This window comes from Cryobacterium algoritolerans, from assembly GCF_004402785.1.
Classification (GTDB): domain Bacteria; phylum Actinomycetota; class Actinomycetes; order Actinomycetales; family Microbacteriaceae; genus Cryobacterium; species Cryobacterium algoritolerans.
Genome location: NZ_SOFP01000008.1, coordinates 17,871 through 35,514, shown reverse-complemented (window position 1 = coordinate 35,514; position 17,644 = coordinate 17,871). Strand labels below are relative to the sequence as shown.

The following is a 17,644-nucleotide window of genomic DNA, read 5'->3' as shown; positions in this document are numbered from 1 at the left end:
GGAATCGCCGCCGCGCCTACTTGAAAGCGGCCTGGAGCGCCGTGACCGCGACCTTCGGGTCGCGCAGACCCCTATAGATCGGCGGGATTGGCCGCTCCACACCGAACAACGTGTACACGGCGTGCATCGCTCCGTGGATCGAGTACTCCACGGTGAACACGACATCCCGCGGGAGCTCGGTGAACTGACCGAGGAACGCAAAGTTCTGCGATCCTTCGGGAACCACCTTGGGGCGGTCTCCCGGCACTCGGCGGCTGAACAGGGCCGACGCGTATGGCATCATCACGGTGGTGACATCAGTGGTGCTGAGGACCTCGTCCAGGAGGTCCTCGAAGCCGAGTTGGTGGACAAGCTCGGTGAGGATCTCCGTGCCGGTCGCCTGAGACATCTTCTTCTGGACGTAGTCCCCCACGTTGTCGATCTCGAAGCCATAACCCCACAGGGTGTAGGTGTTCTCGGGCAGGTTGGGGAAGTGCGGCTGCGCCGGTACGACCATCGACAGGTGCCAGCCCGACTCGATGAACGTGGTCAGTGCTCCGGTGCCTGGTTCGTTGCCGGTGTACTCGGTGATGCGTTTGAGTAGCACGTCGCTGTGCATCGTCAGCGTGAAGGACTCCCACTTGTTCTCGTCGATATTGCCGAAGAAGGTGTTGGGTCGGCCGAAGTCCGGCGCCTTTTTGGCAATCTCCTCCCACAGCGACCAGCCGTGGTCGACGCGGTCACGAACCAGCGGCGGCACGGTGTCATTGCTCCCATAGGTGCTGTCGGCCGTGATGGAGCCGATGGTGATGAACGTGAAGTCGTTACCGCCCAGTTTGATGGTCGAACTGCCCCGTGGGTCCTCGAGATGCAGGCGGGTGGCGCGGCGTTCCGGGCGGCCGGTGAAGTCGACATCAGTGACCCGGGTGCCGAAGCGAACGTCGACGCCCTGATCCACCAGCCAGCGCTGCAGCGGCAAGATCATCGAGTCGTACTGGTTGTACTTCGTGCGGCAGATCCCACCGACGGTGTCGAGGAGGTCGAACTCCTGAACGAAGCGCAGGAAGTATCGGCGCAGCTCAGTGGCCGAGTGCCACTTCTGGAAGGCGAACATGGTCCGCCACATCTGCCAGAAGTTGGTCTCGAAGAAGTGCTCGCCGAATATCTCGTCGATACGGCGAGCCCCGAGGGTGTTCTCGCTCATGGCCAGCATGCGGGTCATCGCGAACCGGTCGCGGTTGCTGAGGCCGTAGCTCGAGGCGTCCAGGATACGGTGCTGCCCGTCGACCAGGCGCGCACGGGCCCGGGTCTTGAACGTCGAGTTGAAATCGAGGATCTCCTCCCGGACCGTGACGTCCGGGTCCTCCAGGGACGGGATCGTAGCGAAGAGGTCCCAGGTGGTCTGGTAAGCCTGCTCCTCGAACATCCGGCCGCCGCGAGTCACGAGGGCGTCGGGCACGTCGGGGAACTTACTCCCGTCCATGGCACCGCCCGTGATCTGGAGCTCCTCCAGGATGTGGATGTTTTCGCCGGGGACCCCGGCGTCTCGGATGGCGAAGGCCGCGGTCGCCATGCCCGCGATGCCCCCACCCACGATCCACAGGTGTGCCTGCTTCGGGTCAACGGTCATGGCTGTTCCTCTTTTCGTTGTGGTGCGGGTGCGGCCGGCAGTGAGCTGCCTGTGTGCCGTCGGATGGATCTGTCAGCGGAAGGCCGGACTGGAGCGCCCTGACCACGACCTTCGGGTCATGCAGGCCCCGGTAGATGCGGTGCCGCGCATCGGCCAGTCGTGTGTTGCCATGGGTCTCGTGCATGTCGTTCCAGTCCAGCATCTCCTGCCGAACGGTGACATCCGGATCCTCGAGCGAGGGGATCGTGGAGAACAGGTTCCACGTGAGCTGGTACGCCTCGTCGTCGAACATCCGAGCGCCGCGCGTCACCATTACGCCGCGAATTGCGGGGGCTGCGGTCGCCATACCGGCGATGCCACCTCCGACGATCCATAGGTGAGCCTGTTTCGGATCGATGGTCATGGACGTTCCTCCCGCCTCGGCTTGCCGTATCGATTATTCGGAGTGGACTCATTTAGGAGCGTACTCCGTATGATAGTTTTACAACAAGTCGGGGAAGAACAAGGTCTTCCGTGATGGAACAAGACGTGGAAGGACGACCTGCCGTGGAATCCAGTGCCGTTCCCCGCGTGCTCGCCCTCAGCGGTCTGCGAGCACGAAACAAGCACGACAAGCACCAGCGGATCTTCGAAGCCGCCTCCGCGCTTTTCACCGGGCAGGGCTACTCATCGGTGACCACACAGATGGTCGCCGACCGGGCTGATGTCGGCACTGGCACCTTGTTCAGGTACGCCAGCTCAAAGGCGGAACTGCTGATGATGGTGATGAACGAACAGATGCGACTCACCACACGCCAGGGCGTCGCCGAGTCCACGGCCGCAGACTCACCGGACGACGCGATCATGGCACTGCTGGAACCCCAGATCCACCTGAGTCTGGCCTTCCCGGAGAACACCGCGGTCTACCAGCGGGAGATCCTCTTCGGCACCGAGCAGGGCAAGTACCGCACCGAAGCGCTGGCCCGCATCTCCGAGCTCGAGGACGCGGTCGGCAACATCCTGACGCGGTTCGCGCAGGCGCACCGGATCCGGGACGACATCGACCTCAACGGGGCGGCGCGAACGGTCTTTTCCACGCTGCACATGGAACTGATACGCGTCAGCCTTGGCCGCCAGGACCCACAGACCTTGACCGCGACCCTCGGCTCCCACATCGACGTGCTTCTTTTCGGGATACTCGATCCAGAGTAGGAGTGTGCAGCCGACCAAGCGGGCGGCGCCCGCCTGGTCGCCTGGACCATAACGATGGACCTACTCGGTATCGCGCCGACGGACCTGATGAAGAACGTCGAACTCGGCGGGATCGCGGCCTTCCACGGCTAAGCCGCGGAGTCCGACACAACCCTGTTCGTTTGAGCAGACTCTCCTCTTCGACGTGAGGGGCGGTCGCGGACCAGCGGCGCGCCCGTCAGGTCAGGGTCAAACCACGATCAGGGAGCCTCGTCGACGATGCCGATGAACCGGCTTCCGATCCCGTCGACCTCGGTGCGGCTCATGCCGTCGGCGGGATCGGGCAGTTCATCCGAACCGTGGTAGTCGCAGGTCAGATAGGTGAAGGCCGGCCACCACTTCTTCGGGCGTGCCGCCTCGGAGAAACCGCAGACGTCACAGTGAAGCTCCACCCAAACCGGCTTCTTGCCGGTGCGATTGGCACGCGACTGCACCAGCCAAGCCGGCGGATTGCGCTCGATCGCGCTCAGCTCGGCCTCGGTCATCCGCGATGGGAGCTCGTGCCGCTGCGCCATTTCCAGCGGAATATCCAACCGCAGGGCGGCCATACGTCTCGTAATCATCAGGGTTAAGGATAGGCGCTGCGTCGCCGGCGTGTGGTCCGGTGTGCTGTCCGAGTCGCCCCGGCGGCACGTGGAAGAATGGGGTCATGCCCGAACCTCTCTCCCCGCTTGGACTTCTGCTCGACGTGGACGGGCCGATTGCCAGCCCGGTGACCCGCACCATCGCCACCCCGAGCATCATCACCGACCTGATCACCCTGGCCGGAGCCAACGTTCCAATCGCCTTCGTCACCGGCCGGTCGGTCGCGTTCATCCGGGACGAAGTCGTTGTTCCCCTCCGTACCGCGGGGCTGCCCGAGACGATGCGCATGTACGGCGTCTGCGAAAAGGGCGCGGTCTGGTTTCCGATCACCGTGGACGGCATCGGCGAGGTCGTCGTCGATGACTCCGTCGCCCTCCCGGCTGCGGCCGTCGACGCGGTGCGCCGACTGGTGGTCGATCGGTTCGCCGACACCATGTTCTTCGACGAGACCAAACAAGCAATGGTGTCCGTGGAGCAGCGCACGGATGCCGACCACGGCGCCTACCAGGCCGCCGCAGCCGAGTTCAACGAGGCCGCGTTCTCGGCGCTCACCGGCCTCGGCCTGGGCGTGCGTTTCGGCGATCGCGTCGCCGCCGACACGGACGGCGCGGTACCGTTCAGGATCGACCCGACGATCATCTCGACCGACATTGAGTCGGTCACCCTCGACAAGGACCGGGGCGCCGAACGTGCGCTCGCATTCTTCGCCGAATCCGGACCGCTCCCCAACGTCTGGCGCTCGGTCGGCGACTCCCGCAGCGACTATCTGATGGCCGACCACCTGCACGCGGCAGGCTATGACGTCTCGCACGTCGACGTGCGCCCCGCCGACGGCATCCTCGACCGGCCGTACCCGATCATCGTCGAGGGCGACCTGATCCACGACGAGGCCGGGGCGCAGTTCCTCGGCTTCTGGGTGGACAAACTGGGCCTGCGCTAATCCGCGATGAAGTGGATGCCCTCCTGCAGGCGGCTGCGTAGCTCGAACACCTTCTCGAAGCTGCCTCGCTCCATCCCCGGCAGGCCATCGCGCAGCAGCCCAACCAGCCGTGACCGCGGAACGGTGATCATCGTGGGGCGCCGCCCGCGACCCGGAACCGTCAACGGCTCCGAGACGGCGTCGTCGGGCAGCACGATGACGATGGCGGTGAATCGCACCCGGAGCGACCTGGCGAGCGCGCGCGCGGCATCCGTGAAGTTGTCGACGGGGTGGTCCTCGTCGTGAAGGGCCTCGCCGACGAGCTCGCCCCGCCGGAGCTGGACGGGCGAGCCCCAGTCCTCGGAGAGCACGCCGAACAACCCGGCCGGTCCCAGGACGACATGGTCGATCTTGTCGACCTGTCCCCCGGCCGCGACGTCGTGCCAGGCCGTGAAGCCGATTCCGAGGCCGCTGATCTGCTGGGCTGTTGCCTCCTCGGCTAGGGCCTTGGCCAGGCAATGGCGGATCTCACGCGGCGCGGAGCGCACCAGCGCCGGCGCGTAGGGGTCGTCGAGCGTGGTGCCGCGGCCGGCCCACTCGCGCAGGAGGTCAAGGTAGCGTTGCCGGGCCAGCCCACCCGGGTGGCCATACATCCGCGCCTTGAGCCCGGTGCGGGTGGTCTGCCCGGCTGCCTGCGCCGAAGCGTGGGCGGCATGCACCGGCTGCTCCGTGGATTCCGGGTACCGCCGGCGGTCGTAAGCGGCCCGGTTGTCGGGAGTGCCCACCCGCTCCCAGGCTACCTGCACCGCGTGGAACTGCACGGCGCTGCCGCCGACATCGGGGTGGGTCTGACGGAGCAGTCGTCGGTAGGCGCGACGAAGTTCGTCGTCGCTCACCGATGCGGTGACTCCCAACACCTCATACGGTGAAGCCGCGGCCGGGCTTTCTGACATCCTCGCGGTCACTTTCAGGTTCAACGATCGGGTTCTCTTTCTTCACCCTACCGATCCTTGCTGGAATCTCGCCGGACGCGCCACGCCGGCCGCGCCCTCTCAAGGCGCATTCTGTGCAACGATCAGCGTGTGAAGCCGATCATGCCCCTGACCATCCACCGTTCGAGCACGCGCCTGACCGTGATGGCAGCGGTCGGGCTCTCTGCCGCCGTGCTCACCGGGGTCACTGCCGGCTGGGAACTCGCGCCGATCCTCGGTTGGGCGGCCGCCTGCGTGATCTACGTCACCTGGGTGTGGCTGACGGTCGGCCCAATGGACGCCGCAACGACCGCCGGCCACGCCACCCGGGAGGACCCCTCCCGCGGCGTGGCCGATCTTCTCATCCTCCTCACCAGCCTGGCCAGCCTGGGTGCCCTGGGCGTGTTGCTGATCGGGACCCGAACCCCCGCCGGTGGCCAACAGGGCGTCCTGGCCGGCATCGTCGTGCTGAGCGTTGCCCTGTCCTGGGCTCTGCTGCACACTCTCTTCACCCTCCGCTACGCCTCGCTCTACTACTCGGGCGACGACGGCGGGATCGACTTCAACCAGGCCGAGCCGCCGAGCTATGGGGACTTCGCCTACCTGGCGTTCACCCTGGGCATGACCTTCCAGGTCTCCGATACCAATCTGCAGGACCACGCGATCCGGATGACGGCGCTGCGCCACAGCCTGCTGTCTTACCTGTTCGGTTCGGTCATTCTGGCGACCCTGATCAACCTCGTCGCCGGGCTGCTGCACTGAGTCAGCCGGCGAACTCCCGCACGGCCCGCCCGGTCACTCCGACATCGGCCACGAACAGGGACCCGGCCAGTGGGTCTTCACCGGGCACGAGGTCTTCCCTGGACGTGGTGATGAACAGCCGGTCCAGGCGGGGACCGCCGAATGTGCAGGCCGTCACCCGGTGGGCGCCGACCTCCACCACACCGTCGAGGGTGCCGTCCGGCGTGTAACGCCGCACGGCACCGCCGGCGTAGAGCGCCACCCAGACGCAGCCTTCGCTGTCGACGGTCAGTCCATCGGGGTATCCGGCCTCGGCGGGGATCTCGGCGAAGGTGCGCAGTCCGGTCAGCCCGAATTCTTCGTCGTAGTCGAAGACCGCGACTCGGCCGGTGCGGGTGTCGTTATAGTAGGCGAGCGAACCGTCCGGGCTCCACTCGAGCCCGTTGGAGATGGTCAGGTCATCCTGGACGACGGTGACCCGGCCGTCGCCGTCGAGCCGGTAGAGCGATCCGGCGCGCGCTCGTTGGTCCCAGGCCATCGAGCCGCAGTAGAACCGGCCGTGCGGGTCGCAGCCGCCCTCGTTCATCCGCATGCCGGCGATGTTCCAGAGCTGGTCCAGCCGGGTCAGTTCACCGGCGGCATCCTCGAGGGCGAACCCGCGTTCGAGGGCGATAACCGCGCCGCCCGACTGGCGGGGGCGCAGCGTCGCGACGAACGGGCCGACATTGCGGCGGTTGACCGTGTCGCCGTCGAGGGAGAGAATGTCGCCGGCGAACATGTCCACCCAGCGCAAGCCGCCCCAGGAATCCGACCAGACCGGGCCCTCGCCGTGGAAGGCGACCGGGTCGGTGAATTGTTCGGCGAGCATGACGGTCTAGTCGCGCAGCAGCTGGACGGGGATGAAGACGGCCAGGGCGACGCAGAGGATTCCACCGAAGAAGATCGGCAGCTGGCCGGCGGTCACCGCGAAGGCGAGCCCGAAAAGCCAGAATCCAAGGACAAAAATCGCCATTGCGACGATGAAGGCGACGACATTCATGGGGTGGTCCTCTCGAGCGGTGCCCGCACAGGTTCGCCGGGCCAATGAGTCGAGCGTACCTGTTGGATGTCCCCCGGACGCAACAGCGGCCGGTCAGCGAGCGGCGTGCTCACCGACCGGTTCGATCAGCTCGGGGCCGTTGCCGGTCACCGGGGCAACCTCATGGAAGCGCAGGGCGGCGCTCGCCCCCCGGGACGCTTCGACCGCCGCGTCGACAAGGGCCTGGTCGCCGACCGTGTGCGGGTCGAGCCACTGGTCCCACCATTCCTCCGGCAGCACCACCGGCATCCGCTCGTGCAGACCGCGCAGCAGACCATCCGCGTCGGTGGTGAGGATAGTGGCCGTCAGCACCCAGCGCGCCGGATCGTCGGCGGCGAGAACGGGATTACGCCACCAGGAATAGAGGCCGGCGAACGCGAGCGGAAGGCCGTCATCGGAGTGGACGAAATAGGACGTCTTCTCCGTGCCGACAGTGTGCCACTCGAAGTAGCCGGTCGCGGGGACGAGCGCGCGCGTGGCCACGACCGAGGCGCGGAAGGTGGCCCTCTCCGCCGCCGTCTCCGCCCGTGCGTTGAAGGTGGGGTAACCGAGGGCGAGTTCGGTGGAGGCGGACGGTACGAGGGACCAACGGGCGGATTCGAGGCGACGCACGACGGACCCTGACTTGGCCGATTCGAGCACGATCGGTATCTGCTCGGTCGGTTTGATGTTCCACGAGGGCTCGGGAAGGTTCTCGCCTTCGTGCTCGACGTCGAACATGGCGGCGAGGTCAGGCGCCGTATCCGTGATGATGAATCGCCCGCACATAGCGACAGGCTACTACGGCCGACCGGCGGTTCTCTCGGCACCGGGGCACTGGCGGGCGGGCGTCGGCGGGAGCAGAATCGGGGTATCGGCACTTCCGTGCCGCGGAAGCGAGTTCTACATGTTCCTGTTCTTCCTGGTTCTGGCGGTCGTGCTCATACTTGCTGTCATCGCCGCCTCGAATTCGATCCGAGTGATCAAACAGTACGAGCAGGGTGTGGTGTTCCGGTTCGGCCGTCTGATCGGCACGCGCGCGCCGGGCCTGACCTTCATCATCCCGTTTGTCGATGTGCTGCATCGGGTGGCCCTGCGGATCGTGACCCTGCCGATCCAATCCCAGGGGATCATCACCCGGGACAATGTCAGCGTGGGGGTGTCTGCCGTCGCCTACTTCCGGATCGTCGACCCGGTGAAGTCCGTGATCGCGATCGAGAACGTGCATGCTGCGATCGACCAGATCGCCCAGACCACCCTGCGGAAGGTCGTCGGCCAGCACACCCTGGATGAGACGCTCGCCGAGACGGACATCCTCAACATCAACATTCGCGAGATCCTCGACGTGCAGACGCTCGACTGGGGCGTGGAGGTCACCCTGGTCGAGCTCAAGGACATCCTGCTCCCCGACACGATGAAGCGGGCCATGGCCAGGCAGGCGGAGGCAGAACGCGAGAAACGGGCGAAGATCATCAACGCCGAGGGTGAGTCCCTCGCCGCCGCCGCCCTCGGTGAGGCGTCGGACACGATGATGGCGCATCCGCTCGCGCTGCAACTGCGGAACTTGCAGAGCCTGGTGGAGATCGGGGTGGACAAGAACACCGTGGTCGTATTCCCGGCGCCCCTGATGAGCACCATCGGTGAACTCGGGGCCTTCCTCGCCCGCGAGGCCGCATCGGCGACCGGAAAGGGAGCCGAGAAGGACTCGTGACTTAATCGGAGATAAATTCGATAATAGAGCTGTGTCCAGCGCGCAGCCACGGCGTCGCCCTCTTCCCGGCGGGTCTGCGCCCGGGCTGCGGGAGCAGATCGATATCGTGCAGGCGCCCGGGCTCTGACCGGGATCGGCCAGGATCTCGCGCGCCGACTGGTCGCCGAATGCGCCGAGAACGGGCCGGACCGGTCGATGGCGGATGGCATTCCTCGCCGCCCGGGGGGCGATCCCGATCGACGCCCTGCGGGAGCGTGAAAGCGGCCGCCGCACCGAAGTGGGCGGCGGCGTGACGCACCGGCAATGCCCGGCAACCGCGGGCGGGGTCACCTTCATCAATCTGGAAGACAAAACCGGAACCCTCAATGTGATCGCCGGTCTCGGGGTCTGGAATCGATTCCGCCGGGTCGCCCGGGAGTCACCGGTCCTCATCGTCCGGGGCATCCTCGAGCGCTCCCCCGAGGGTGTGACCAACCTGATCGCGGACCGGTTCGAGCCACTCACGGTTTCGCGACCACGGGCTCACGCGACTTCCGCTAGCGTCGATCGAGGCGGAATCCGGCGCCGGGGTCGATGCGCCCCTGGACCGACGATCAGGAATGGACGACCGAGACATGCACGATGAAAACCCAAAGTACCGGTACGGCGCGGACGTGCTCACACCAGGCTGGCGGGACGTCGGCCGCACCGTCATTGCCTCCCAGGAAGCCACCGTCGGCCTTGTTGTCGAAGAGATCGCCACGGGCTTCTGCGGCGCCGTGGTGCGGATCGAGAAGAACATCGTGACGCTCGAAGACCGCCACGGCAAGCTGCGTCTGTTCCCGCTCGGCGGCGGCTTCCTGATCGACGGCCGGCCCGTCGTGCTCGGCGTTCCCGCCCGTGCGGCATCTCGGAAGCCCGCCCGCACCGCCTCCGGCTCTCTGGCCATCCCGGCTGCCCCGGCCAGGGTCGCGCGCGGCAGCCGGATCTTCGTCGAAGGGCGCCATGATGCCGAGCTGGTCGAGAAGGTCTGGGGCGCCGACCTGCGGATCGAGGGTGTCGTCGTCGAGTACATCGAGGGTGTGGACAACCTCGAGAAGCTCCTGGCCGAATTCAGGCCGGGACCGACCCGCAAGGTCGGGATGCTGGTGGACCACCTCGTCGCCGGCTCCAAGGAGAGCCGGATCGCCGATGCTGTGGCGCGCGGACCGTACGGCCGGCACGTGCTCATGGTCGGCCATCCGTACGTGGACGTTTGGCAGTCCGTGAAGCCCGAGCGCCTCGGACTGGCGGAATGGCCGACCATTCCCCGCAGCATCGAGTGGAAACACGGGATCTGTGAGGCGCTGGGTTGGCCCCATGACGACCAGGCCGACATCGCGAGGGCCTGGCAGCGGATCCTCGCTCGAGTGCGGACCTTCGCCGACCTGGAGCCGCAACTCCTCGGCCGGGTCGAGCATCTCATTGACTTCGTGACCGTGGATTAGTGCCGGCAGCGCCGACTTTGTGCGTGACTTTCAGGAAACGTAACGCTTTAGCCTCAAATTCTCAGAGAATTCAGTTTGCGCGGGGCGACGTGAGCTAGTGTTATCTCAGTAGTTGTAGTGCTTGCACGTCTTAAAACGCGGTAATCTCGGTTCCCGCGGCGTATTCCTTTCGGAAGCGGACGACGAATACCGCGACGAACGGCCTCGAAAGTCGAGGTCCTTCTAACACTCCTGGAGGAGTTTCAAAAATGGCAACAGGTACCGTGAAATGGTTCAACGCTGAAAAGGGCTTCGGCTTCATCGCTCCCGACGACGGAAGCGCCGATGTTTTCGCGCACTACTCCGCGATCGCATCGAACGGCTACAAGTCGCTCGACGAGAACCAGAAGGTCGAGTTCGAGGTAACCCAGGGCCCCAAGGGTCCCCAGGCCGAGAACATCCGCGCCCTCTAAATAACAGCCACATAAGCTGCTTCAACGCTCCCCCGCTTCGGCGGGGGAGCGTTGTTTTTTTCGCCTGACCTGAGACCGCGCGTCGGCGCCGCTGTCTCCCCCGCACACTCCCCCGCGGCGCAGCAACGAACCCCTCGGCCCGGCCCAGCTGCCGCGAGTCTGCTCTTGTTCATGCCGTATCCGCACTGGCGACACAGTCATCGGGCTGGCGACTCCTCGCCCGGCTGGGCCCTACTTCACCAGGTCCTGCCAGCCGTCACCGTCGACGTACTCGAAGATCAGGTTGGTCTCAGTGTGGGCGACGGCCGGATGCTCCGCGAGGTGCTCCAGCACGAAGTCGCGCAGGTCGGAGGCATCCGCAGCGGCCACGTGCAAGAGGTAGTCGTCGGCGCCGGCCGTGTGGAACAGGCCGATCACACCGGGCCAGTGCGGCGCCGCGTTGCGGAAGTCGTCGATCTGCACCCTGGCGTGTTTGACCAGCCGGACCGAGATCAACGCCTGCAGCGAGGCGCCGAGCGCCGCCAGGTCGATGTTCGCCCGGTAGCCGCGGATGTGCCCGAGCTGCTGCAGTCGGCGCAGCCGGAGCGACACGGTCGACTCGGCGACGCCGATCTCCGCAGCAAGGGCCGCGCCGGAGGCCCTCGCGTTGACAGACAATGCTCGGAGGAGCGCACGGTCGACCCGGTCGATTTCGGATTTCTTCGGTTCCATGGACCCACTCTTTCCCTCTCGAGAAGTTTATGCGATATTCCCCGTGCACACGGAAGACTCTGCAGGAGCTCTTGCGTGCGGGAACAGAATCTGTTTTGGTCTGAGGATGATGCCAACAACGCCGCACCTGGAAACCATTGCCGTTCATGCCGGGATGGACGGACTGACCGAGTCGGGGGTGCACGTTCCAGGGATAGACCTGTCGACAACGAACCCGCTCACCGGGGTCGAGTCCGGTGGTGATTCGTATGAGAATCTCGCGACGGGCGGCACGCTCGTGCCGGGCGAGTCCGCCGTCTACCAGCGGCTCTGGCAGCCGGGCGTCGCCCGGTTCGAGACGGCGCTGTCCGCCCTCGAAGGCGCGGAGGGCACCGTCGCTTTTGCCAGCGGGATGGCCGCCCTCGCGGCTGTGCTGATCGCGACGGTGGCGGCCGGCAAACCGCACGTGGTGGCGCTGCGGCCGGTCTACGGCGGAACGGACCACGTGCTGGCCACGGGGCTGCTTGGCACGACCGTGACCTGGGTCGACGTGGCCGGCGTGCACGCGGCGATCCAGGCAGATACTGGGCTCGTGATCCTCGAGACGCCCGCGAACCCTACCCTGGAGCTGACCGACATCCGGGCGGTGGCGGATGCCGCCGGCACGGTCCCCGTGCTGGTCGACAACACCTTTGCGACCCCGGTACTACAGCGGCCGCTCGAGTCCGGGGCGACCCTGGTGCTGCACAGTGCGACGAAATTCCTCGGCGGCCACGGCGACGCGATGGGAGGGACTGTGTCCGGTGCGGCCGACTGGATCGTGCGCCTGCGCCAGGTGCGCGCGCTGACGGGCGGGATCCTGCATCCGTTCGGAGCGTACCTGCTGCACCGGGGGCTTCGCACTCTGCCCGTGCGGGTTCTCGCCCAGCAGGCCACGGCGGCAGAGATCGCCGGGCGGCTCGTTGGCCACCCGGCCCTCGCCCGCGTGCACTACCCCGGCCTGCCCGGCCAGGACCCGCTGGGGATGCTGGGCCGACAGTGCAGTGGCGCCGGGTCGATCATCGCCCTCGAACTGGCCGGCGGCTTCGACGACGCCGTTCGATTTACGCAGGCCTGCCGCCTGATCACCCACGCGGTCTCGCTCGGCGGGGTCGACTCGCTCGTGCAGCACCCGGCGTCGCTGACGCACCGTCCGGTCGAGGCCGGTGCCCGGCCGGCCGCCGCGGTCGTGCGGCTGTCGATCGGGCTGGAGCACGTCGACGACCTGATGGCGGACATCGTGGCCGCCCTGGACCAAGCCGCCCCGGGGATGGATCCCGTGTCGATAAACGAGCTTGTCGTGGCCCTGAAAAGCTGAGCGGGCCGCCGGACGAAGGGGGCACGCCGGGTGGAGCCGGTACCCGAATTCAGCTGCGGCCGAGGCGGCGGCGGAGCAGGTCGATCCGTTTCTGCAACTGGGTGACGCTGGCCTGGGCGACGGCCGGACCGCCGCATTCACGCCGCAGTTCGGCGTGCACAAGGCCGTGGGGCTCGCTGGCAAGCTTTGACCACATGCCGACCAGGCTGGCGAGCAGGGTGCGCTGTTCCTTCAGTGTGCGGTAGAGCGGCGGCGGTTCCTCCGGCGCGATCTCACCGGTCACCGGGTCCTTGCGCCGGTCCGTTGAGCGCTTGGCCTGTCGGGTCTGCCGCTGGCGGAGAAGTTCGGAAACCTGCTCGGGTTCGAGCAGGCCCGGGATGCCGATGAAGTCGAATTCCTCGTCAGTGCCGGGCTCAGCGAGTTCGCCGAACTCGTCGCCGTTGAACATGACCATGTCGAACGTGGCCTGGGAGTCGATGGCCTGCCAGAGGAACTCCTCGCCAAGCTCATCGGATCCCTTCTCCTCCTTGTTCGCGGCGGAGACCATGGCGTCTTCGGGGTTGTACATCCCGTCGTCGCCGTCGTCGCGGTTGCTGCGGTCGAGGGCGTGGTCCCGCTCGAGTTCGAGCGCGTTGGCGAGGCTGAGCAGGCCGGGCACGTTCGGCAGGAAGATCGAGGCGGTCTCACCGCGGCGCCTGGCCCGCACGAACCGGCCGATCGCCTGGGCGAAGAACAGCGGGGTGGACGCGCTCGTCGCGTAGACGCCGACGGCCAGGCGGGGCACGTCAACGCCCTCGGACACCATCCGCACGGCCACCATCCAGCGCCGGGTGTTGTGCGAGAACTCGTCGATCCGGTCGCTGGATTCCTTCTCGTCGGAGAGCACGACGGTGACCGGCTCCCCCGAGATCTCCTCGAGGATCGTGGCGTAGGCGCGCGCCGTGGTCTGGTCGGTCGCGATCACCAATCCTCCGGCGTCGGGGATGCCGTGGCGCACCTGGGTGAGCCGGGAGTCGGCCGCGCGCAGCACCGCCGGGATCCACTGCCCGGTGGGCTCGAGGGCGGTGCGCCACGCCTGCGAGGTGATGTCCTTTGTGTTGCCCTCGCCGAGCTTGGCCTCCATCTCGTCGCCGGCCCTGGTGCGCCACTTCATGTGTCCCGCGTAGACCATGAACATGACGGGACGAACCACGCCGTCCTCGAGGGCGCGGCCGTAGCCGTAGTTGTAGTCGCTTTGGGAGAGCCGGATTCCGTGCTCGTCAGGCAGGTAGCTCACGAACGGGATCGGGGAAGTGTCGGAGCGGAACGGGGTGCCGGTCAGGGACAGCCGGCGGGTGGCCGGCTCGAAGGCCTCCCGGATCGCGTCGCCCCAGCTCAGTGCGTCGCCGCCGTGGTGCACCTCGTCGAGGATGACCAGGGTGCGACTCGACTGGGTGAGTTCTCGGTGTAGCGCCGCCCGACTGGCCACCTGCGCATAGGTGACGGCGACGCCGTGGAAATGGCTCCCGTAACGCCCGTTCGCGTTCTTGAAGCTCGGGTCGAGCCGGATACCCGCCCGGGCCGCGGCATCCGCCCACTGGCGTTTGAGGTGCTCAGTCGGGGCGACCACGGTGATCCGGTCGATCAGCCGTCGTGCCTTCAGCTCAGCCGCCAGTCGCAACGCGAAGGTCGTCTTCCCGGCACCCGGCGTGGCCGCGGCCAGGAAATCGCGGGGCTGGTGCACGAAATACGCCTCGAGCGCCTCGGCCTGCCAGGCCCGGAGCTTGTTCGCCGTACCCCAGGCTGCTCGCTCAGGGAAGGACGGGGACAGGTGTTCGGCTGCACTCGTTCCCTGGATTGGTCCGAAGGCAGGCAATGTAGTCACTCCCTAAAATGTAGCAAGGTGCGCCGACAGTTTGGTGCGAACGGGGACAATGGGAGCATGACGACGCCGATGCACCCCTGGTCCCGCTACGTCGCCCTCGGCGATTCCTTCACGGAGGGTGTGGGAGATCCTGAGCCGGCAAGCCCCGGCGGACACCGCGGCTGGACGGACCGGATCGCCGAGGTTCTCAGCCAGGGCACTGAGGATTTCGCCTACGCGAACCTCGCGGTCCGCGGAAAACTGATCGGCCAGATCATCGACGAGCAGATCGAGCCGGCGCTCGCCCTGCACCCCGACCTGATCACCATCTCCGCGGGCGGCAACGATGTGCTCCGTCCCGGCTCCGACCCTGACCTCATCGCGGCCCGGTGTGAGGTGGCCGTGCGCCGCCTCGCCGCCGACGGCGCGACCATCGTGCTGTTCACGGGCGCCGACGTCGGTTTCTCCCCGGTCTTCCGCAGCATCAGGGGCAAGGTCGCCATCTACAACGAGAACATCCGGGCCATCGCGGCGAATTACGACTGCGTGGTGGCCGATCTCTGGTCGCTGACCGAGATCCAGGCGGCCGGAATGTGGGCTCCCGACCGGTTGCACCTGAACGCGCTCGGCCACCACACCGTGGCACGAATGGTGCTGGACGTGCTGAACGTGCCGAACACCCTCGAAGCGCTGGTGCCGGAGCCGATGCCGGGCACCACCTGGCGCAAGGCGCGCAGTGAGGACATCCTCTGGGCGAGGGAGTACCTCATGCCGTGGGTGCTGAGGCGCATCCGACACCAGTCCTCCGGCGACCACGTGCTGCCCAAGCGTCCTGAGGCAGGGCCGTTCAGCCACACTCCTGCCTAACGGGCCGGCCCGGTGGCCGGGCTTCTACTGCTCGGCGGCGGCGAGCTCGCCCGGATGGCTGAATCGCCACTCGGGGCCCGGATCGCTGATGGTCTTATCGAGCACGAGGGGCACGGTGACAATCTTGCCGCCCACGGCGAAGTCGATCGCGCCGACCGTGTCGCCGACGTCGCCGAGGGTGATCGGACGTGCAGTGGCCACGGCGGTGACCGGGGTGTCAGACCACACGAGAACGGATGCCGCCTGTGCGGCGACCGCGCGGCTTTCCTGGCCCCATTTGGTGCCGTAGGTGGCGTACGCGGCCCCTTTGTCGGTCAAGGTGACCTCACGGAACCCGGGCTTCACGCTCTCGATCAGAGCGGAGATGGAGGCGTTGAGCTCGGTGTGGTCCCTGCCACCGAGCACAACGCCGACCAGGGTGACGGTCTCGGAACCGACCACGAATTCCGCGGAAAAAAGCAGGCAGGCCCCGGCCTCGTCGGTGGTGCCGGTCTTCAACCCGGTGACGCCGTACTTGCCCAGGAGCTTGTTGGTGTTGGTGACCGTTCCGATGGTTGGCAGGTCGGCCGTGCGTTCGGAGACGATCGAGGCGAGGGCCGGCTCGGCGACGACGAGTTTGCCGATCTCGATCAGGTCGGATGGGCTGCTCCTGCTCCCCGGGGAGAGCCCGCTCGTGTCCGCCACGGCCGTGTGGGCCAGTTCGTGTGCTGCAAGCCAGTCGTGTGCCGCGGCAAGGTAGGCGTCGACCGAACCGAATGCCCAGACCGCGAGGGAAATGCTGTAGTTGTTCGCCGAAGGAAGCAGCATCGCCTCCATGGTCTGGCGCTGGCTGAGCACCATCCCTGCGGAGACGGGTGCGACGGAGCCGTTCTCGGCGATCACGTTGTAGTAGATGTCGACGTCCTTGTCGGTGAACGTGATCTCGGGGCCGGCCTCCTTGCCGGTCAGGGGCTTCTTGTCGAGCACGACGAGCGAGGTGATCATCTTGGTGATGCTCGCGATCGGTACGGTGCCCTGTTCTCCGCCGGAGCCGAGCAGGCCGGGATAGCCGATGGCGCCGATGGCGCCGGAGCCTTTTCCCGGCCAGGTCAATTGGACGGCGGGTTGGGTCAGGGCGGCCGGCTGGCTGAGGCTCGCGGCGGCCTCGGGTACCGGGGCCAGACCGGTGCCGGCGAGGTAGCCGAGGCCGCCCAGGACGACGGCGAGAACCCCGATCACGGCGAGGCGACGACGGCGGAAGGTTTGGCGTCGGGTCAGCGGCATCCGTCGATTCTACCGTCGGCCGGCGCCCGGACGCGCAGTGCGTAGAGGGCGACGGCACTGGCAGAGGCGACGTTGAGCGAATCGACGCCGTGCAGCATCGGGATCGTGACGACCGTATCGGCGGCAGCGATGGCCCGGGCACTGAGACCGTCGCCCTCGGTACCGAGAATGAGGGCGAGCCGCTCTGGCGGGTTGACGGCGAACCGGTCCAGGCTCACCGCATCGTCCGACAGAGCCAGGGCCGCGAGGTGGAAACCGGCGTCGCGGAGCAGCGCTGCGGCGTCTCCCCACTCGGGCAGCCGCGTCCACGGCACCTGCAGCACGGTTCCCATGCTGACCCTGACGCTGCGTCGGTAGAGCGGATCGGCGCAGCGTGGGGTGATCAGCACCGCGTCGGCGCCGAGCCCGGCGACCGAGCGAAAGATCGCCCCCACGTTGGTGTGATCGACGATGTCTTCAAGGATGACGATGCGCCGAGCGTCCCGGATCAGGTCGGCGACCGCGGCCAGGGGCGGGCGATGCATCGCGGCCAGGGCGCCCCGGTGCAGGTTGTACCCGGTCAGCTTCTCGAGGACGGCCGCGTCGCCGACATAGACGGGCACGTCGGGCCACTCCTCCAGCAACGGGAGCACATCCGGGAGCCACTGCTCCTGGACGAGCACGGAACGCGGTTGATGCCCGGCCGCCAGGGCCCGCACGATGACCTTGCTCGACTCGGCGATGTACAGGCCCCCCGCCGGTTCGGCGACACGCCGCAGCGCGACATCCGTGAGTCGTGCGTAGTCGGCAAGACCTGGTAGTCCGAGGTCGGTGATGTGAACGATCTGCACAGCGATGGCGCCTTTCGAGGGAATGAGCGCCTCCAGCCTGTCAGGTCTCTCAC

At 67.0% G+C, this 17,644-nt stretch carries 19 protein-coding genes and 1 pseudogene; 9 read left to right on the top strand and 11 right to left on the bottom strand.

Annotated features, from left to right (window positions below; genetic code table 11):
• Positions 1 to 16: 16 nt before the first annotated feature.
• Both E3O19_RS01000 and E3O19_RS00995 read right to left on the bottom strand, forming a co-directional pair.
• Positions 17 to 1,609, bottom strand: coding sequence for an oleate hydratase (locus tag E3O19_RS01000; protein ID WP_134564768.1), 1,593 nt, complete (start codon positions 1,607 to 1,609; stop codon positions 17 to 19).
• Positions 1,599 to 2,012 carry an oleate hydratase gene (locus tag E3O19_RS00995; RefSeq protein WP_134564767.1) on the bottom strand — a complete coding sequence of 138 codons (414 nt, stop codon included), beginning with the start codon at positions 2,010 to 2,012 and terminating at the stop codon, positions 1,599 to 1,601. The genes E3O19_RS01000 and E3O19_RS00995 overlap by 11 nt, the downstream gene beginning before the upstream one ends.
• Before the next feature lie 143 nt (positions 2,013 to 2,155).
• Between E3O19_RS00995 and E3O19_RS00990 the strand changes: the two genes are divergently transcribed.
• Positions 2,156 to 2,800, top strand: coding sequence for a TetR/AcrR family transcriptional regulator (locus E3O19_RS00990; protein WP_166804406.1), 645 nt, complete (start codon positions 2,156 to 2,158; stop codon positions 2,798 to 2,800).
• A gap of 239 nt (positions 2,801 to 3,039) precedes the next feature.
• Here the strand turns inward: E3O19_RS00990 and E3O19_RS00985 are convergent, their stop codons facing one another.
• Positions 3,040 to 3,402: a hypothetical protein gene (locus E3O19_RS00985; protein WP_134564765.1), complete on the bottom strand. Its 363-nt coding sequence runs from the start codon at positions 3,400 to 3,402 to the stop codon at positions 3,040 to 3,042.
• A gap of 86 nt (positions 3,403 to 3,488) precedes the next feature.
• Between E3O19_RS00985 and E3O19_RS00980 the strand changes: the two genes are divergently transcribed.
• Entirely contained in the window at positions 3,489 to 4,364 is an 876-nt protein-coding gene (locus E3O19_RS00980; RefSeq protein WP_134564764.1) for a hypothetical protein, read from the top strand.
• On the opposite strand, the gene E3O19_RS00975 is transcribed toward E3O19_RS00980, so the two are convergent.
• Positions 4,361 to 5,296: a DnaJ domain-containing protein gene (locus tag E3O19_RS00975; RefSeq protein ID WP_134564763.1), complete on the bottom strand. Its 936-nt coding sequence runs from the start codon at positions 5,294 to 5,296 to the stop codon at positions 4,361 to 4,363. The two genes, E3O19_RS00980 and E3O19_RS00975, sit on opposite strands and share 4 nt — an antisense overlap.
• A gap of 129 nt (positions 5,297 to 5,425) precedes the next feature.
• On the opposite strand from E3O19_RS00975, the gene E3O19_RS00970 reads away from it, so the two are divergent.
• The gene (locus E3O19_RS00970) at positions 5,426 to 6,076 is read left to right on the top strand and encodes a DUF1345 domain-containing protein (RefSeq protein WP_241981116.1); all 651 of its coding nucleotides are present in this window, start codon (positions 5,426 to 5,428) and stop codon (positions 6,074 to 6,076) included.
• Position 6,077: 1 nt separating this feature from the next.
• Here E3O19_RS00970 and E3O19_RS00965 read toward each other — a convergent pair whose 3' ends face one another.
• The 3 genes from E3O19_RS00965 to E3O19_RS00960 all read right to left on the bottom strand — a co-directional run bounded on the left by E3O19_RS00965 (position 6,078) and on the right by E3O19_RS00960 (position 7,901).
• Entirely contained in the window at positions 6,078 to 6,923 is an 846-nt protein-coding gene (locus E3O19_RS00965; RefSeq protein ID WP_134564762.1) for an SMP-30/gluconolactonase/LRE family protein, read from the bottom strand.
• A gap of 6 nt (positions 6,924 to 6,929) precedes the next feature.
• Positions 6,930 to 7,094, bottom strand: a complete 165-nt coding sequence (locus tag E3O19_RS17580) for a hypothetical protein (protein WP_166804405.1) — start codon at positions 7,092 to 7,094, stop codon at positions 6,930 to 6,932.
• Between the two features lie 93 nt (positions 7,095 to 7,187).
• Positions 7,188 to 7,901 carry an SOS response-associated peptidase gene (locus tag E3O19_RS00960; RefSeq protein ID WP_134564761.1) on the bottom strand — a complete coding sequence of 238 codons (714 nt, stop codon included), beginning with the start codon at positions 7,899 to 7,901 and terminating at the stop codon, positions 7,188 to 7,190.
• Positions 7,902 to 8,019: 118 nt separating this feature from the next.
• On the opposite strand from E3O19_RS00960, the gene E3O19_RS00955 reads away from it, so the two are divergent.
• From E3O19_RS00955 to cspE, 4 genes and pseudogenes are all read left to right on the top strand, one after another.
• Positions 8,020 to 8,823 (top strand): slipin family protein, encoded by an 804-nt coding sequence (locus tag E3O19_RS00955; RefSeq protein WP_174776874.1) that lies wholly within the window; start codon positions 8,020 to 8,022, stop codon positions 8,821 to 8,823.
• A 211-nt stretch (positions 8,824 to 9,034) separates the two neighbouring features.
• Positions 9,035 to 9,363: pseudogene (locus E3O19_RS18170) on the top strand (OB-fold nucleic acid binding domain-containing protein); the annotation flags it as partial.
• 74 nt (positions 9,364 to 9,437) lie between these two features.
• Positions 9,438 to 10,289 (top strand): DUF3097 domain-containing protein, encoded by an 852-nt coding sequence (locus tag E3O19_RS00945; RefSeq protein WP_134564760.1) that lies wholly within the window; start codon positions 9,438 to 9,440, stop codon positions 10,287 to 10,289.
• A 248-nt stretch (positions 10,290 to 10,537) separates the two neighbouring features.
• Positions 10,538 to 10,741, top strand: coding sequence for a transcription antiterminator/RNA stability regulator CspE (cspE, locus tag E3O19_RS00940; RefSeq protein ID WP_035840308.1), 204 nt, complete (start codon positions 10,538 to 10,540; stop codon positions 10,739 to 10,741).
• A gap of 231 nt (positions 10,742 to 10,972) precedes the next feature.
• Here cspE and E3O19_RS00935 read toward each other — a convergent pair whose 3' ends face one another.
• Positions 10,973 to 11,452, bottom strand: coding sequence for an Lrp/AsnC family transcriptional regulator (locus E3O19_RS00935; RefSeq protein WP_134506540.1), 480 nt, complete (start codon positions 11,450 to 11,452; stop codon positions 10,973 to 10,975).
• 106 nt (positions 11,453 to 11,558) lie between these two features.
• Here E3O19_RS00935 and E3O19_RS00930 point away from each other — a divergent pair, with 106 nt between their 5' ends.
• Positions 11,559 to 12,788: a trans-sulfuration enzyme family protein gene (locus E3O19_RS00930; protein ID WP_134564759.1), complete on the top strand. Its 1,230-nt coding sequence runs from the start codon at positions 11,559 to 11,561 to the stop codon at positions 12,786 to 12,788.
• Positions 12,789 to 12,837: 49 nt separating this feature from the next.
• Here E3O19_RS00930 and E3O19_RS00925 read toward each other — a convergent pair whose 3' ends face one another.
• Entirely contained in the window at positions 12,838 to 14,652 is a 1,815-nt protein-coding gene (locus E3O19_RS00925; protein WP_134564758.1) for a DEAD/DEAH box helicase, read from the bottom strand.
• 57 nt (positions 14,653 to 14,709) lie between these two features.
• On the opposite strand from E3O19_RS00925, the gene E3O19_RS00920 reads away from it, so the two are divergent.
• Positions 14,710 to 15,498 carry an SGNH/GDSL hydrolase family protein gene (locus E3O19_RS00920; protein ID WP_134564757.1) on the top strand — a complete coding sequence of 263 codons (789 nt, stop codon included), beginning with the start codon at positions 14,710 to 14,712 and terminating at the stop codon, positions 15,496 to 15,498.
• A gap of 24 nt (positions 15,499 to 15,522) precedes the next feature.
• Here E3O19_RS00920 and E3O19_RS00915 read toward each other — a convergent pair whose 3' ends face one another.
• Both E3O19_RS00915 and E3O19_RS00910 read right to left on the bottom strand, forming a co-directional pair.
• Positions 15,523 to 16,761, bottom strand: a complete 1,239-nt coding sequence (locus E3O19_RS00915; protein WP_134564756.1) for a D-alanyl-D-alanine carboxypeptidase family protein — start codon at positions 16,759 to 16,761, stop codon at positions 15,523 to 15,525.
• Positions 16,752 to 17,591: a TrmH family RNA methyltransferase gene (locus E3O19_RS00910; protein WP_134564755.1), complete on the bottom strand. Its 840-nt coding sequence runs from the start codon at positions 17,589 to 17,591 to the stop codon at positions 16,752 to 16,754. Before E3O19_RS00910 ends, E3O19_RS00915 begins: the two co-directional genes overlap by 10 nt.
• Positions 17,592 to 17,644 lie beyond the last annotated feature (53 nt).

Bases quoted from the DNA above. Each gene is read 5' to 3' on its own strand.
- E3O19_RS01000 (WP_134564768.1), bottom strand. From the start codon at position 1,609: ATGACCGTTGACCCGAAGCAGGCACACCTGTGGATCGTGGGTGGGGGC.
- E3O19_RS00995 (WP_134564767.1), bottom strand. From the start codon at position 2,012: ATGACCATCGATCCGAAACAGGCTCACCTATGGATCGTCGGAGGTGGC.
- E3O19_RS00985 (WP_134564765.1), bottom strand. From the start codon at position 3,402: ATGATTACGAGACGTATGGCCGCCCTGCGGTTGGATATTCCGCTGGAA.
- E3O19_RS00980 (WP_134564764.1), top strand. From the start codon at position 3,489: ATGCCCGAACCTCTCTCCCCGCTTGGACTTCTGCTCGACGTGGACGGG.
- E3O19_RS00975 (WP_134564763.1), bottom strand. From the start codon at position 5,296: ATGTCAGAAAGCCCGGCCGCGGCTTCACCGTATGAGGTGTTGGGAGTC.
- E3O19_RS00965 (WP_134564762.1), bottom strand. From the start codon at position 6,923: ATGCTCGCCGAACAATTCACCGACCCGGTCGCCTTCCACGGCGAGGGC.
- E3O19_RS17580 (WP_166804405.1), bottom strand. From the start codon at position 7,094: ATGAATGTCGTCGCCTTCATCGTCGCAATGGCGATTTTTGTCCTTGGA.
- E3O19_RS00960 (WP_134564761.1), bottom strand. From the start codon at position 7,901: ATGTGCGGGCGATTCATCATCACGGATACGGCGCCTGACCTCGCCGCC.
- E3O19_RS00955 (WP_174776874.1), top strand. From the start codon at position 8,020: ATGTTCCTGTTCTTCCTGGTTCTGGCGGTCGTGCTCATACTTGCTGTC.
- E3O19_RS00945 (WP_134564760.1), top strand. From the start codon at position 9,438: ATGCACGATGAAAACCCAAAGTACCGGTACGGCGCGGACGTGCTCACA.
- cspE (WP_035840308.1), top strand. From the start codon at position 10,538: ATGGCAACAGGTACCGTGAAATGGTTCAACGCTGAAAAGGGCTTCGGC.
- E3O19_RS00935 (WP_134506540.1), bottom strand. From the start codon at position 11,452: ATGGAACCGAAGAAATCCGAAATCGACCGGGTCGACCGTGCGCTCCTC.
- E3O19_RS00930 (WP_134564759.1), top strand. From the start codon at position 11,559: ATGATGCCAACAACGCCGCACCTGGAAACCATTGCCGTTCATGCCGGG.
- E3O19_RS00920 (WP_134564757.1), top strand. From the start codon at position 14,710: ATGACGACGCCGATGCACCCCTGGTCCCGCTACGTCGCCCTCGGCGAT.
- E3O19_RS00915 (WP_134564756.1), bottom strand. From the start codon at position 16,761: ATGCCGCTGACCCGACGCCAAACCTTCCGCCGTCGTCGCCTCGCCGTG.